A 15,602-nucleotide genomic window follows, 5' to 3' on the forward strand; every position below is an offset into this window, starting at 1 on the left:
TAGAATTTCAGGTTGATTATAAAGGTGAATCACCCTTTTGGCAACCCTGCAATGGTTTCATTTAAAAGATGGGGCATGCCCCTTGTTAAATCTTGGCGTTGGAGAGGCGCGTCTCCGGGTTGCGCAGGGCTTCGCTGCTCTGCACAGCCCGCCGCGCCTGATCGCGCACGCGGTTGATGCTGGAGAAAAATTCGCGCATCAGCACCACCAGCAGGTAACGCCCGCGCGGCGTGAGGGTGATGGCTTCGGCGTTGTTTTCGGCAAAGGCACCGGCTTTTTCGAAAGCCAGCAACTCCAATGGCAGGCAGTGTTCAATGGGTTTGCCGAAATCGCGTTCCCACTGGCGTTTATCCAGCCGCAAGCCGAACAAATCCATCATGAAGCGGTAACGCATCTGATCCAGACGGCTGAAGCGGCGTTTTCCGGCAATGGGGGCATGTCGTTCGCTCACCCAGCGCTGGTAAGATTGCAGAGAGAAGGTGTTCACCAGCAAGGTGCCGTTGAGGTAACTGAACGAACCCGAGCCCACCCCGACATATTCCTCACTTTTGACAATGTACTCGTCAATCAACGATTTACCCTTGCGGGAGAACGTCCAGGCGGTGGAGAGTTCGAAGACGCTGGAAAGCGTCTCGACAATGTGTTCGTACATTTCCGCCTCGCGGGAAAATTCCACCGTTCCCACCGTCTTTTCCAATGCGCGCCGTACTGAGGGCGAGGTCATCAGCGGGTAAGCGGTAATCTGCGTGGCACCCGATTCCAGCGCCAGGCGCAAATCGCGGTCAATGCTGGCAAGGTCCTGCCCCGGGAAGTTAAAGATGAGGTCAATGTTAAAGGCGTTGAAAGCCGGAGCCGTGCGCTGAACACGCTCAAGGATTTCTTTCCCCGAGCCAAAGCGGTCGTAGCGGTTGATGCGCCGGAGCAGGTCGTCATCAAAAGACTGCACCCCCACCGAAAGCCGTTGCACGCGCGGCGCCAGCAGATCAATCAGGCGCTCATCCAGATGGTTGGGGTTGGTCTCACAGGATACCTCGCGCACCCCGAACAAGTCGCGCGCCAGATCAATGATTTGCACCAGTTCGTCCATCAAAATCGTCGGCGTGCCCCCGCCAATGTAGAGGGTGTCGAAGGTGTAGCCCCGCTTCGCCACCATGCGCATCTCTTCCCGCAGAGAACTGAAGTACTGGCGGGCTTTGCGCTCGTCAAACAGAAAACGGTTAAAGGAACAATACGGGCATAAACTCTCACAGAAAGGCACATGCGCATAAAGCATATAGGCCTTCCCGTTTTGAGGGGCGGGCAGTTGGGGCTGATGCTCCGATTTCAGGTTAAGCAAAACCCCCGAAGCCAGACGAAAGGTGGTGGAGAAGAGGGTGTCAGGTATCATTGCAGGCGCCTTTTAATCCAAAAATTGAATGTTATTATAGCCCCAAAACCTCCATTTGAAACAATAGACAAACGTACAAGATTTTACATGTCAAAATATATGTTACACCGCACCGATTCATCCCAAAACAAAAACACAGTCCGCAGAGAAAGTACCACGGACTGTGAGTTAAATCGCGATTGCCGGGGACGCCGACCCCGGCAATCTTAAAAGGAGGAGAAGAAGAGAAGTCGCCCTTGACTGCTATTATAGGCAACCTCAGTTAGAAAATCTTGACGAAAAACAAACGATTCCCCTACGATTCCCCTACGATTTTCATGGACACTCCCATTCACCCCGATACGGCTGGCTGGCAGGGAATCCGCTCCTGCACCGGCTGAGCCTGCCGAAACCCAATCAAAATCCCCCGCGGGGCACATTCTCCGCGGGGGATGAAAGCCTCAAAGCCTTCTCAGCGCCCGATGAGGGGAAGGAAGAGCGCCTGCGTGTTGCCAACATACAGACGGTAGCGCACGTCCTCGCCCCACAGGCGCGCATCCACGGCGCGGATTTCCAGTTCATAGCGTCCGCTGGCAGGGGCTTTCCAGCGCAGAGCAGTGGATTCGCCCAGACCGCTCGCGCTCTGCTCCAGCAGAGGCGTGGCACTGCCCGCCGCGTACAGGCGCACCTGCACCGCCGCGCCGCCGCCCTGCGAGAGAATCAGCACGCCTATATCCTCGCCCGCGCTGGCATCAAACGCCACCCAGTCCACATCGTTCTGGCACAGACGGCGCTCGGTGGGCGCGGCGTTGAGCAACTGCACGGGGATACCGCTCCCGCGCACGCCATCGGTGGCATCGAAGGCATCGGGCGTGCAGGCACCGTTGAAGGTCACCGTGGCTTCGGCGCGGTTGGGGTAGTCTTCCATATTCCCGGCGCGATCCACGGCGCGCATCTGGAACTCGAACTTGCCCGGCGAGAGCAGGAACCAGCCGCCGCGCAGGTGGGCAGGGAAGGTGGTCGGGTAGTTTTGCCAGGCACCGCCCGGCGTGCGGTACTGGAACTCAAAGCGTTCGATGTCGTTCTCGTAGTCCTGCGCCTGCCAGGTGAGGTACACCGCCGTGCTGTTGACCGTGTCGTTGCGGGCATCCAGCGCGCTGGAAGGGGCAGTCTTGTCGGGCTGAAGGTCGGCAATCAGCAAGCCGTTGCTCCCGCCGCTGGCGTTGGTCGCCAGAATGTAGAAGGCGCTCCCGCTGGTATCTTCGGTGGGGTTGAAGATTGCCCACCAGCCATCGGCAGGGGTGGTATCGCTGGCAAATTTGACCCAGGGGCGGTTCTGCCAGTCGGCGGGATGCCAGTAGAAATCCACCCGCGTGATGCCGCCGCCCAGCGGATCATCCTGCACCGCCGTTTCGACGATGAAGGGGATGATGGGCAGTTTCTTCGGGTCGGGGGGCTGAGTCAGCGTCAGCGAGAGCGGACGCACCGCTCCGTTCTGCACGGCGCTCAAATTCAGGTCGTAGAGGTGGTTGGCATCGCCCGCCCCGGGATGATTCCACGCCCGCACACGGATGTAGTACGTCCCCGTGCGCGGCAGGGTGGTGACGATGAGCGAATCGGTGTTTTCCTGCACCTTCTCATCATCGTTTTCCGCCACCACGTCCACTCCACTGGAGTCCAGCAGGGAGACGAAGGTATCCAGCACACTGCCGGGCTTGTCGTGGTAGGCGTTCAGGTCAATGCGCACGGTTGCACCCGCCGAACCGCTGAAGGAATAGTAATCCACATCTCCGCCGGGACAGATGGTCAAATCGGTGAGGGTTTGCCCGAAAGCGATGGACTGAGCGGTTGCCGGGCTGTTGTTGCCGTCGGCGCAGTTAGGCGGCGTGTCGGTGGTGATGCTGACATCGTCCACCGCCCAGCCGTACCCGCCGTTGTTCAGCGCGTCCACCGTGTCAAAGTGGAAGCGGATGCGCACCGTCCTGCCCTTGTAGGCATCCAGCGAAATGGCGGGGCTGTCCAGCCAGAGAATGTGCTGAGAGTCATCGCTGAACTGGTACAGGTCGGTAAACGCTCCGCCATCCACCGAAATCTGCACCCGCCGCTGGTCGTAGTACTTACTGCCAAAGGTCTGAATGGAGTACACCCAGCCTTCCACATCGCTGAAGGACTTAAAGCGCAGGTAGGCGGTTTGATCGGCGGGCAGGGTGATGGGCGGTGAGGTCAGGTCGCCGGCGCGGTAGGTAGAGTCGTTGAAGGATGTGCCGTTGGAGAACGTCCAGGCTTTGGTGGAGGGTTTGCCGGTGCGTTCCACCTGGCGCAGGCTCCACAATCCGGTGGCTGTCCAGTTAGAGGTATCGCCCTCAAAGTCAAAGGTCACCGGCGCGGAGAGGGGCGCAGGCGCAGGCAGGCTTGCCGCATCCACCGTAAAGGTCAGGTCGGTGCTGTTGGTAGTGCCCTGTCCCTGCGCGGTGACAATCCAGGTGTAGGTGCCTGCCGGCAGGTTGCCCACCGACCAGGTGTGGGTATTGGCGGCAGGCATGGATTTCACCTCGGTACTGCCTTGCATGAGGCGCGCGGTGAAGGTGGGCGCGCCCTCGCCGCCCGTCCACGCCAGCACCAGCGAATCGGTGCTTTTCGGGTTGGCGGGGTTGGGGGTGGTGGCAGAGTTGCCGTTGGGGTCAATCAGATTGCCGGGGAAGGTCAGGAAAGGCTCATCCACCTGATTGGTGCAGGGCTGGATAACAATGGAAGAGACTGTCTTGGCACCGATGCGGTTATCGCTCAGGTTGGCGTCGCTGGCGTTGAAGGTCTCACTGCGCCCGAAGGGGTTGGCGTTGTCGGGTTCGTAGAGGGTAGCGCAGGTGCCGCTGGCAACCTGAACGGACTGGATGGCATCGTTCAGCGTGCCCAGCGCGCTGGCGTTGTGCTGACCCGCGCCCAGTTTCAGGCAGGCGCCGCCGAACTGCGGCTCGGCGTACACACCGATTTGTCCGCTGGAAGGGGCGCAGGCAGGCGCAGGCGGCGGGGTGGAAGAGGAAGTGCAGGAAGCGTTCTTGAAAATCTGCCGCAAACCGGTGAAGCGCTCTGCCCAGTTGCCTTCCACATCGAAGATGCGCACCGCCAGCGAAATGGGTCCATCGGGGATGCCCGCCGAGCACAGGTCAAAGTCTTTGGCAAACACGCCGTTGCCCACATCGGCGTTGCCCAGCGTGCGCCAGGTGCCGTCGTAGTTCACCAGCACCTGCACGCGGGCAATGCCCAGATTATCGCGCGCCGTACCGCTCACCGAGAGGGTGCGGCTGGTGAGGGTTGCCCAGGGGAAGGGGGTATCCAGCGAGCCGGTTGGCGGGTTGGCACCCACATTGCTGGAAGTCAGGTAGTCGTCATCGCTCCCGCCCTTCTTGCCGTCGGGACCCATCGAACATTCCGTGCCGTACGAGGGGTGGTTGATGGTCTCGGCGCAGGTGCGCGGCTCACCGCCGTTGAACGGCACATCGCTGAAGAGGATGCGCACCGATGCTCCCCACGAGTAGGCACTGTTGGTGGGCGAGGTGTACACGTGGAAGTGCAGGTGGTGATCCGTGCTGTAGCCGGTATCGTCCACGTTGCCGATGTACGTCCCCTGCGGGACGTAGGTGCCCACCGTCAGATTGTCGGGGATGGAGTTGTACGCCAGGTGGTAGTAAAGTTGATAGGTGGTAGGCACGGTGGAGTCATCCTGCAGAACCAGGTAATTGGTGCAGGATGTACTGCCGTTGGGGCAAGACTCTTTGTAGGCTTTCACCACTCCGCCCTTGGATGCCAGCAGGGGGAACATGCGGTTGGTGGAGTCGGGATTCCAGAAGTCGTAAGCGTAGCGGCAGTAGGTTTCGGAGCAGGAATTGTAGTCCAGGAAATGCCCGACACTGCCGGTAATCTTGATGTTCAGCGCCTTCGACCAGGGCAGTTTGTAGCCGGTGAAGGTCTGCACGGCGGCTTTCTCCATGGCTTCCTGCTGTTCCAGGTAGAACTGCTCCACCTCGGGGTCGCGCAGTTCGGCGGGCAGGCTGGTGAGTTGGCGGGCAAAGTCGCGGGCGGTTTGCAGGGTTACCTGCCATTCATCGGACTGCGCCAGCAAGCCCTGCGGGTTGCGGGCAATTGCCAGTCCCGGCTCGGTGCCGATGACCTCGCCGGTATCGGGGTCGCGGAATCCCAGCCAGATAAGCGCCGTGCGCCCGTCGGCGGAGTAGAAAATCTCATTGACCTCGGTCTCGTAAATCATCATGCCCAGGGCGCTGGGGCGTTTGGCTTGCACCTCGCGGGCAACCGCCGTGCGCAGAGCTTCGTCAATGGCGGGCGGGGGCGGGGTTTGGGCTTGCACCACACCGGCACGCAACCGCTCCGCCGAGTGCAAAATCATCCATAAGAAAGCGGCGGCAATCGCCAGCGTCAGGGCAGATAATCCGAATAAACGTCTCATGCCATCTCCTTAACTCTACAAACAATTCCCTCTGCAAGGCGTGCGGTGGAGGTCGGGAGAGGGCTTCAGCGGGCTAACGCAACGATAAAGGTATCCAGTGCGGTGGGAAGGTCAGTATTGCTGGTTTTGACGGCGCCGTCCATCTCGTAAAGGGTGCGGTAAATTTCTTCCAACTGCGCCATGGAGAAGCGCCGCGCCTGCCGAAGGCTTTTCTCCGCCACAAATTGGGATGTGCTGATGCCCGCCTGCAGGAAATCTGCCACGCCCTTGCCCTCATCGAGCAGTTCGCGCGCCAGCAAGAGCAGGCGGAACTGGCGCACAATCATCCCAAACAGGCTGAGTTCATCCTCTTCCTCCAGCAAACGATGGAGCAAGTTTTGTGCCAGACGGGCATTGCCCTCGGCGATGGCGTCCATCATGGCAAACAAATCGGCTTCGCCGCCCTGCGCGGTCAGTTCGGCAACATCCTCCAGTTCCACGGCGCGCTGAAAGTTGACGTAGGTGAGCAGTTTTTCAATTTCCTGGCGGGCGGTCTGGGTATCGTTGCCCACGTGGCGAGCCAGTTCGGCGGCGGCTTCGGCGGTAAACTGCCCGCCCAGTGAGCGGGCTTCCTTTTGAATCCAGGCGGGCATGGCAGAAAGGTCGGGCAGGGTGCAGAGATGGTAGTGGACGCGCTTGCCGGCTTTCTCCATCCAGGCGCGGAACCAGTGCTTGGGCGGGAAATGCACCCAACTGCGCCGCTCGATGATGTCCTCAATCACCAGCACCAGCGCGGTGGTTTCGGGCAGAGTTTCCAGACGCTGGCAAAAACGCTGGCGCGCCGACTCGGCGGTCAGGCGGGTAAAGGGATGGGTGAGGATGACCAGGCGCCGCTCTGCCAGAAAGGGCATGGCGCCGGCGGCGTTGAAGATGTCATCCTCGCTGGCGGTGCGCCCATCCAGCCGGGTGAGGTTCAGGTCGGCAACGGCGGGGTCGCCCAGTTTCTCGCGCAGGGTGTGAATGAACGCCTGCATGGCGTGGACGTCATTGCCGTGAAGCACGTACACCACCGGCTTTTCGCTCATGGACTTATCCCTGGGTGAGGATGCGGTGGGCAATCAGGTCGCCCTGTACCTGGCGGGTAATTTCGACTACACGCAACCCATGTGGCGGCGCGGTGGTGATGCGCTGTTGGAGCAGGGGACCCAGCGGCGCCGCCAGAATCAACGCCAGGGTGACCAGGGGGACGATGACGCTCCAGCGCTCCAGGCGCGAGCGCAAGTCGCGTCCCATGTTCAGCGAAGCCAGCCAGCCCACCGTTCCGGCAAAGAAACCCGCCGCGGCAAAGTTGGTGCCGCAGTTGGGATGAATGGCAAGGCGGTACTCGCCCGCGTTCAGGCGCGCCAGGGCTTGCTCCACGGCTTCGTACACCTCTTCGGTGGACAGGTTGCCCACAATCCAGAAACCGCGCGTATCGGAGTAACCCGCCGCCATCAGATGCGGATGGCGCTCTGCCAGCACTTGTAACGTAGCATGCTCCAGAGCATGGTTGCGGCGCATGCGCGCCACGGGAGTCCAGTTTAAAATGGACATACTTCCTCCCAACCTCAAAATTTTACCGGCTTACGGTGCAGTCTGCGCCACATCCGCCAGCGCGTTCAGCACGTTCATCAGCGCGGCGTAATCGTCCCGCAAAAGGATGATGATTTCCTGCTGGGCGCGCTGAAGCCAGTGCGGGTCGCCCATCTGCGCATGGGCGCGGCTTGCCTGAAGCAGGTGGGCGGCGAACAGTTCGGGGATGGGCGCCTGCTCGGCGCGCAGGATGTGGCGGAAGTAGCCCAGGCGTCCCGCGCCGGTAAAGCGCACCACCTCGGCGGGCGTGCAGGCATGGATGACCTCCAGACTGAGCGGGATGCGCGGCGGCAAGAGGTGCGAGATGCGCCCGTTTTCCTCATAGCCCACGTGGAGCAGGTTAAACTCAATCGGCACGGTGCGGTTTTCGCGGTTGTCGCGCACCACCTCGTCGCGGATATCTCCCGCGGCGGCTAACTGGCGCACCGTGCCATCCTCTTCGATGTGAATGTTGTACACCAGCCCGTACACCTGATACGTATCGTCCACCGGCAGGCGCGCCAGCGTGCCAAAAGCCGGCACGTTCGCCTGCGTCACCCGGCACCCTACCAGACTTTCCAGCGTGGATGCGCCTAACAGTCTGCCAAAAGCGGTATTCATGGTCATGCTCGTTTCCCTCCCGCTGAGGTGTGTTTACTGCTTAACTTGTGGGATTCGCGTTGCATCTCTCCGCCGCGGCGGTGGATTTCCATGAGTATCATGTTTTCCAGCAGTTGATGCTCCTCGTAGCGCACCACGGCGATCTCATGGGCGCGGCTCAGGGCATAGGGATAGGGACGCGCGCCCATCTGGCGGCACTGATCCAGCAGAATGGCTTGCAGAAGGGCAACCTGCTGAGCGTCCTGCGCCACAAAGCGCGGGAGTTCCACCCGCACCAGATAGGGCTTTTCCTGCGTGCCGACATTGAGATAGAAAAAGCACAACGTCAGCGCCTCATCCGCCTGGCTGAAGCGCGCCGCCGAGAGCGAGTGAATCTCAAAAATTGCCGAACGCGCTCCCGGCGGGAGCATATGCGCAAACAGGTCAATATCGCGCACGCCCCACAACGGGCGTTCCTTTCCCGCCGCGCTCAGACTCTGCGCTTCTCTTAACTTCGCCAGTTCCAGCAGGGCAACCACGTAGTCACTGCGCGGACGGTCCACGTAGCCCGCCACGCCGATGCCTGCGCGCCGCGTCTCTGCCAGCACGTTCAGGTACGCCTGAAATGCCTTTTTCAGGTCTTCATCCCCCTGGGGCTGGCGGAACAACTCCAGCGGACCGTCGGTGAGGGTGAAGATGGGCAGATTCTCAGCGTCCTGTTCCTGGCGGGCTTGCTCCAGCAAGAGACGGCGCTCGCGCAGGTCGCGCTGGAGAGCAAGCATTTCCTCGCCCAGAGGCACATGGTTGGGGTACAGTTCGTTGAAGAGCAAAATCTCGCTCTTCACCAGTTCCCGCGGGATTGCCCCCGTTTTAAAGGCAAACAGCCCCGTGTTGATGACGCCAAACTCCACCGCGCGGTGCGGGTCGGGAGTAATCTGCGAGCCGTCGGCGGCGAGCAAAATCCAGCCGTCCGGCGCAGGCGCTCCGGCGAAGGCGCTGTCCAGAGATTCGCTGGTGGGTTGGGCGCATCGCAGGTTCTGAGTCACATGGCTGACCTGCTCAACCAGCGCGCGCAGGTCGTCCTGGCGATGGGCGTAGCGCCTCAGCAGGTTCAGGGCTTCGTCCAGCAGTTCCTGCCTCACCTGCGCCTGATCGCCTAACTGTTCCACTTTCTGATGAATTTGTTCGCGTATTTGTTGATAATCGACGGGCATACTGACCAAACCTGTTGTTTCGATTATACTGGTTTTTGGGAACTTTTCCGCGCTCCCATCGTCTGGATATACAGAACCATAAATCTCTGGTAATTCACTTCTAAGGAGGAGTGACAATGAACTTCAAACGATTGAGTCTATTTATCGTCCTGCTGGTCATGGTGGCGTTGACTGCCTGTCAAGCCACGCCGGTGCTGGCAGGGGGTGGCGGTGCTCAACCCCAGGTGCGCACGCTGAGCGTCAACGGCAACGGGAAGGTCTATCTGACCCCGGATGTGGCGTACATCAATATCGGTGTGCAGAGCCAGTCGGAAAGCGTCAGCGATGCCCTCAATGAGAACTCCCGCAAAGCCCAGGCAATTGCCAACGCACTGAAAGAAATGGGCGTGGCGGAAAAGGACATTCAAACCTCTGCCTTTAACATCTTCCCGCAACAGCAGTACGACCCCGAAGGCAAGATGACCGGCATCCTTTACGTGGTGGATAACACCGTCAACGTCACCGTGCGCGATCTGACCGTGCTGGGCAAACTGCTGGATGCCGCCGTGCGCGCGGGCGCCAACAACATCTACGGCATCACCTTCGACGTGGTGGACAAGAGCAAAGCCATCACCGAGGCGCGCCAACTGGCGGCAGAAGATGCCCGCCGGCAGGCTGAGGAACTGGCTGGCGCGGCTGGTGTGAAACTGGCGCGGGTGCAGAGCATTTCATCCTACGTCAGTTCCGGACCGGCGCCTCTGTACGACGCCAAGGGCGGCGCGGCGGCAGTCGGGCAGGTGCCCATCTCCGCCGGGCAAATGGTCATCAGTGTGGATGTCAACATCACCTACGAAATCGAGTAATTCCCGCAAGTTTCCCCTCTTTCATCCCCTTCCCCTGTCCCGGAAGGGGATGATTTTTTTGCCACACCGCGCCCTGAGCCTTTGCAGTAACCCCCGCGATTACCGCAACAAATCCTCTAAATCTTCCAGATCGGTGCGCGAGGTCAAGTCCACGCTGAGCGGCGTCACCGAGACCACCCGGTCGAACACCACCGCGCGGATGTCGTCATCGGGGGCGGTGTCCTCCAGCCTCACTTTAGGCGAAGCCGCCACCACCCCCTTCTGCTCCCACCCGCCCTCACGGATGAGGTAGGGAATGTAATAGCGGTGTCTGGACTGGCGGGTAACGCGCCAGGGCGTCTGCGGAGTAGCCCCTAGCGGCACATCCACCTTCAGCACGTCCACATCCACCGGCAGGGTGCGGGAGAGCAGTTTTTGCGCAAACAGGGCGGTGAAGTGCGCCGCGGCGGAGAAATCAATCTGCGTGTAAGCGAAGTATTCCTCGCCCTCAATGGCTTGCGAAACCGCCAGCGAGGGGATGCCCATGGCGCCCCCTTCCAGCGCCGCCCCCACCGTCCCGGAGATGGTCACCCCCGTGCCGATGTTCTCGCCGTAATTGATGCCCGAAACCACCAGCGCGGGCGTGCGGGGCAGAATCTCCAGCACGGCATGCAGAACGCACTGCGCGGGCGTGCCGCCCAGCGCGTAGGCGCGCACCTCGCCTCCGTTGACCGGCAGAGTTACAGGCTCAATTCTGCCGTCGCTGGCGGGTGGCAGACTGCGCCCCATGCTGGTCTGCTGTTCGCGCGGTGCAACCACCACCACCTCGCCCAGCGGGAGCAGAGCGCGCGCCGCGGCGTGCAGTCCCGGCGAATGAATACCATCATCGTTGGTCAGTAAAATCAGCGGTTTGTCCATAGCACCCTTTCCAGGGAAAATATTATCACGAATCCTTTGCCTGCCCCAATCACTGCCGAAACCTCCCCTTTTTGTTTGTGTTACAATACTTTTGAAGAAAGCCATGAACGAAGAAGAGAAACTCCCCCCTGTCCATCCCTCCGAGGATACCGCCGGGCGAAAATTGCGCCGTATTTTAGAGGAAGGCAAGAAGGCTGAAGAAGCCCTCGAAAACACCCAGCCTTCCCGTCCTGCCGCCAAGCCCGCCGAGACGTCCGCCGAGTCGGCTGTCACCCAGCCGATTTCGCCGGAAAGTACCCCGCCGTCTCCCCCGCCCTTCTTAGAGGAAGACATCGTCCCACCCTTGCGTCCGCGCGGAGAGTCTGCCGAAACCCTGCCGGTGCCACCCTTCAGCGAGCCGCCGCAGAGCCTGCCCGCCGACGAAGCCCCTACCCTGCCGCCGGAAGCCGCCAGCGAAGCCCCTGCAATCGGCGAGGAAGACGCCCATCTGGCGCCCACCATTCCGCCCTTCCTGCTGGAATCGGACGCCGAGATCCTGCCCAAACGGGTGGAAGAGACCGACCTGGAAGCCACCCAGGTTTCGCCCAGCGCCTACGACCTTCCCACCCTGCATGCCCAGCGCCCGGCAACTCAGGAACCGCCCACCCAGCCCTTTGCCGTGCGGGTGCGCCCGGCGGCACGCGAACCCGGCTCCCGCCCGACTTACCCGCCGCGCACACCGCCTCCGCCGCCCCCGCCGGTGCGGCGCGAACGCCCCAGCCAGCCCCGTCCCGTCCAGCCAGAGGAAGAAACCGGCGGACGCTCGCCGTGGGGATGCATCCTGCAGGTGGTGCTGGGCATTATCGTCCTTGCCATTGTGCTGGCGGGCGCGGTTGCCACCTTCCTGGTCTATCAGTACTTCTCCATTGCCCGCTCCCTGCCGGATATTTCCAACCTTAAGGAACGCGCCTCGCAGTTCGAGACTACCCGCATCCTCGACCGCAACGGGAATGTGCTGTACGAAATCCTCGACCCCAACGCCGGACGGCGTACCTACGTGCCGCTCAAGCGCATCTCGCCCTACATGGTGGCGGCAATTATCGCCACCGAGGACAAGGATTTCTACAACAACCCCGGCTTTGACCCCTTTGGCATTGCCCGCGCCTTGTGGCAGAACTACACCAGCGGAGAGGTGGTCTCCGGCGCTTCTACCATCACCCAGCAGTTGGCGCGCGCCATCCTGCTCAGCCCGGAAGAAGCCGCCCAGCGCACCGTCCAGCGCAAGGCGCGCGAGATTGTGCTTGCCGCCGAACTTACCCGCCGTTACAGCAAGGATGAAATCCTTGAACTGTACCTGAACGAGATTTACTACGGCAACCTTGCCTACGGTGTGGAAGCCGCCGCCAACACCTACTTCGGCACCAGCGCCGACAAACTGACCCTGGCGCAAGCCTCGTTCCTTGCCGGACTGCCGCAAGCCCCCAGCGTGTACGACATCTTCAGCAACCGCGAACAAGCCCTGCGCCGTCACAAGCAGGTGCTGGTGCTGATGTACGAACTGAGCCGCGAGAAGAACTGCATCGAGGTGTCCAACAGCGTCCAGCCGGTGTGCGTGGATGCCGCCGCCGCTACCGCCGCGGCGCAGGAAATTGAAGCCTACAACTTCCAGCCGCCGCGCAACACCATCCGCTACCCGCATTGGGTCAATTACGTGCGCTCCCTGCTGGAAGAGCAGTTTGACCCGCAGACGATTTACCGCTCGGGCTTTACCGTGTACACCACCCTCGACCCCAACCTGCAGGAACAAGCCCAGAACATCGTTGCTGAGCAGGTGCGGGCGCTCTCCGGGCGCAACGTGCAGAACGGCGCGCTGGTTGCCATCCGCCCCGCCACCGGCGAGATTCTCGCCATGGTGGGTTCGGCAGATTACTTCAACGAGGGCATCAGCGGGCAGATCAACATGGCGCTGGTGCCGCGCCAGCCGGGTTCGTCCATCAAGCCGATTACCTACCTGGCGGCGTTTGAAAAAGGCTGGACGCCCGCCACGCTCATCTGGGACGTGCCATCGGAGTTCCCGCCTTCCGGCAGACCCGACGACCCGCGCGATCCCTACAAGCCGGTGAACTACGATGGGCGCTTCCACGGTCCGGTGACGGTACGCACGGCGCTGGCAAATTCCTACAACATCCCCGCCGTCAAAGCCCTCCAGTTTGTGGGCATCTATGACGACCCCAACACCCCGCAGGGCGAGGGCTTGATTGGTATGGCAAAGCGCCTGGGCATCACCACCCTGACGCGCGACGATTACGGGCTTTCGCTGACTCTGGGCGGCGGCGAGGTGACCCTGCTGGAGATGACCTCGGCGTTTGGCACAATGGCAAACGCTGGTCGGCGCATGCCCCCCTACGCCATCACCCGCATTGAGGATTACGCCGGCAACGTGGTATACGAGCATAAAGCGCCCCCCGGCGAGCAGGTCCTGCGCCCCGAACATGCCTTCCTCATCAGTTCCATCCTCTCCGATAACCAAGCCCGTGCGCCCATGTTCGGCACCAATTCGGTGCTGGCACTGCCCTTCCCTGCCGCCGCCAAGACCGGCACCACCAACGACTTCCGCGATAACTGGACGCTGGGCTACACCCCCGACCTGGCGGTAGGTGTGTGGGTGGGCAACGCCGACTACACGCCAATGGAAGGCGTCAGCGGGGTGACCGGTGCGGCGCCCATCTGGGCGCAGTTCATGCAGAGCGCCGTCCCCGCCCTTACCGGCGGCAACCCCACCCCCTTCGTCAAGCCCGCCAATGTGGTTGAGCGGGTGGTGTGCGCCATCTCCGGCACCGAGCCTTCGGAGTGGTGTCCGTCTCAGCGCACCGAGTTCTTCGCCGCCGATCAACTGCCCCTGCCCAAAGAGGAAGACCTGTGGAAACGCGCCCAGATTGATACCTGGACGGGTTTGCGGGCATCGGCAGCTTGCTCCGGCTTCACCGCCGAGAAGTTCGTCCTCAACGTCACCGACAAGGACGCCGTGCGCTGGATTCGCGAGACTGAGGAAGGGCAAAACTGGGCGGAGAGCATCGGCTTTTCCGACGATTTCTTCTTCATCCCCGAACGGGAATGCAAGGAAAGCGACCCGCGCCCGAACATCTACTTTGCCGGGCTGGCAGAGGATCAAGCCATCCTCTCCGCACCGCTGGATATCTACGCCGTGGTGGACGCTACCGACGACTTCCGCCGCTGGCGGCTGGAGTGGGGCTTGGGCAGTGATCCCGGCGAATGGAAGACCCTGCTCGAGGGCATGACCTCGCCGGTCAAGACGCCCGACCGCATTTACTCGTGGGATTTACAGGATGTGCCGCGCGAGACCATCACCCTGCGGATTTATCTGGAAAGCACCGAGGACGGCTACGCCGAGAAGCGCATCCGCCTGCGCATCCAGGCGCCCACGCCCACCCCGACACCGACCCTCACCCCCACGGTGACGCCCACGCCTACCCTCACCCCGACGCCCACACCCACTCCGCCGCCCACCGAGACACCCACCCCCACACCGACCGAGACCCCCGTGGCAACGGCCGCCGGGGCTTTGGAGCGAGCCTAGAGCCGCAGGGTCAGAGCCTGTACCAGCGCCAAAGCGCACCCCTCAACGCCTTCGTCAGGCTCGGGGTGCGCTCAATTTTCTCCGCGTCCTGTGCGCCTTCGCGGTGACATCTTCCCTGACGCGCTCTCAGCCATCTCGAAGGCGAGGATTTCCCATAAAACAACCGCCGGGAATGTCTCCGGCGGTTGTGTCTCCCTCTCCTGAGTTAGAACAGCACCATGCCCAATTCGTTGCGGTACTGCCGCGCCGTGGGGTCGTTGGGATCGTACAGTTCCAGGATACCCAGCATCACCTGGCGCGCCAGGTCGTTGCGGTAGCGCTTGTCCTGCCGCAGGATGTCCAGCAAGCCGTCCATGGCGGCTTCCAGGTTGCCGCGCCGCGCCAGCCGAATGGCATTGATGAAGGTGGCGTCCAGATCGGTCTCGTTGGGCAGTTCACCGCGCTCGAACTGCACCAGGGCTTCCACCAGCGGGCGCATCTTCTCAGCGATGGGGAACTCGCGGCTGGCGGGAAAATCGCGCAGAATCAGCGCGGCTTCGCCGCCGCGTCCCTGCGCCAGCACGCTCTTCAGCAAGCCCAACTGCACCGCCGGGCGCAAGCCTTCCTGATCTTCCAGGTCGCGGAAGATGGTCTCGGCGTCTTCCCACTGCTGTTCCGCCAGCAAACTGTAGGCTTTCTCCAGCGCCAGCGCCGCCGGTGAGGGGGGCATGAGCCGCTGGATGAACTCGCGGATGCGGGCTTCGGGCTGGAGACCGACAAACTCCGCCACCACCTGTCCCTGCACGAAGGCTTTCACGGTCGGGATACTGCGCACGCCGTAGCGCAGTGCCAGGTTGGGATTCTCGTCCACGTTGACGCGGGCGAGGCGGAAAGCACCCTGCATCTCGTTTGCCAGTCCTTCCAGAAGCGGGGTGAGATGGCGGCAGGGCTGGCACCAGGATGCCCAAAAGTCCACCAGAACGGGAGTGTTCTGGGAATACGCAATCACTTCAAATTCGAAATCGGCTTCATTCACATCAACGATAAAGTTGGAGGTCATCATCTCTCACTCCTT

Annotated in this window: 10 protein-coding genes; 2 read left to right on the top strand and 8 right to left on the bottom strand. The window is 61.6% G+C overall.

All coding sequences use genetic code 11. The features are described from left to right. Positions 1-85: 85 nt before the first annotated feature. The 6 genes from ANT_RS15170 to ANT_RS15200 all read right to left on the bottom strand — a co-directional run bounded on the left by ANT_RS15170 (position 86) and on the right by ANT_RS15200 (position 9,232). Positions 86-1,387: a coproporphyrinogen III oxidase family protein gene (locus ANT_RS15170; protein WP_013561409.1), complete on the bottom strand. Its 1,302-nt coding sequence runs from the start codon at positions 1,385-1,387 to the stop codon at positions 86-88. 451 nt (positions 1,388-1,838) lie between these two features. Continuing rightward, complete coding sequence (locus ANT_RS15175) at positions 1,839-5,828, bottom strand: pre-peptidase C-terminal domain-containing protein (RefSeq protein WP_013561410.1); 3,990 nt, start codon at positions 5,826-5,828, stop codon at positions 1,839-1,841. Between the two features lie 65 nt (positions 5,829-5,893). Then, entirely contained in the window at positions 5,894-6,892 is a 999-nt protein-coding gene (gene holA / locus ANT_RS15185; protein ID WP_013561411.1) for a DNA polymerase III subunit delta, read from the bottom strand. A 4-nt stretch (positions 6,893-6,896) separates the two neighbouring features. After that, entirely contained in the window at positions 6,897-7,400 is a 504-nt protein-coding gene (locus ANT_RS15190) for a DUF6391 domain-containing protein (RefSeq protein WP_013561412.1), read from the bottom strand. Positions 7,401-7,430: 30 nt separating this feature from the next. Beyond that, complete coding sequence (locus ANT_RS15195; protein ID WP_013561413.1) at positions 7,431-8,045, bottom strand: hypothetical protein; 615 nt, start codon at positions 8,043-8,045, stop codon at positions 7,431-7,433. Further along, positions 8,042-9,232: a DNA double-strand break repair nuclease NurA gene (locus tag ANT_RS15200; protein WP_013561414.1), complete on the bottom strand. Its 1,191-nt coding sequence runs from the start codon at positions 9,230-9,232 to the stop codon at positions 8,042-8,044. The genes ANT_RS15195 and ANT_RS15200 overlap by 4 nt, the downstream gene beginning before the upstream one ends. A 116-nt stretch (positions 9,233-9,348) precedes the next feature. On the opposite strand from ANT_RS15200, the gene ANT_RS15205 reads away from it, so the two are divergent. Continuing rightward, positions 9,349-10,074 (top strand): SIMPL domain-containing protein, encoded by a 726-nt coding sequence (locus tag ANT_RS15205; RefSeq protein ID WP_013561415.1) that lies wholly within the window; start codon positions 9,349-9,351, stop codon positions 10,072-10,074. Between the two features lie 99 nt (positions 10,075-10,173). Here ANT_RS15205 and surE read toward each other — a convergent pair whose 3' ends face one another. Beyond that, complete coding sequence (surE, locus tag ANT_RS17625; protein WP_013561416.1) at positions 10,174-10,971, bottom strand: 5'/3'-nucleotidase SurE; 798 nt, start codon at positions 10,969-10,971, stop codon at positions 10,174-10,176. A 103-nt stretch (positions 10,972-11,074) separates the two neighbouring features. Here surE and ANT_RS16700 point away from each other — a divergent pair, with 103 nt between their 5' ends. Then, a complete protein-coding gene (locus ANT_RS16700; RefSeq protein WP_013561417.1) occupies positions 11,075-14,548 on the top strand; it encodes a transglycosylase domain-containing protein in 3,474 nt (1,157 codons plus the stop codon). 205 nt (positions 14,549-14,753) lie between these two features. Here ANT_RS16700 and trxA read toward each other — a convergent pair whose 3' ends face one another. Beyond that, positions 14,754-15,590 carry a thioredoxin gene (trxA, locus tag ANT_RS15220; protein ID WP_013561418.1) on the bottom strand — a complete coding sequence of 279 codons (837 nt, stop codon included), beginning with the start codon at positions 15,588-15,590 and terminating at the stop codon, positions 14,754-14,756. Between the last annotated feature and the right edge of the window lie 12 nt (positions 15,591-15,602).

The sequence above is a fragment of the Anaerolinea thermophila UNI-1 genome, from assembly GCF_000199675.1.
GTDB lineage: Bacteria > Chloroflexota > Anaerolineae > Anaerolineales > Anaerolineaceae > Anaerolinea > Anaerolinea thermophila.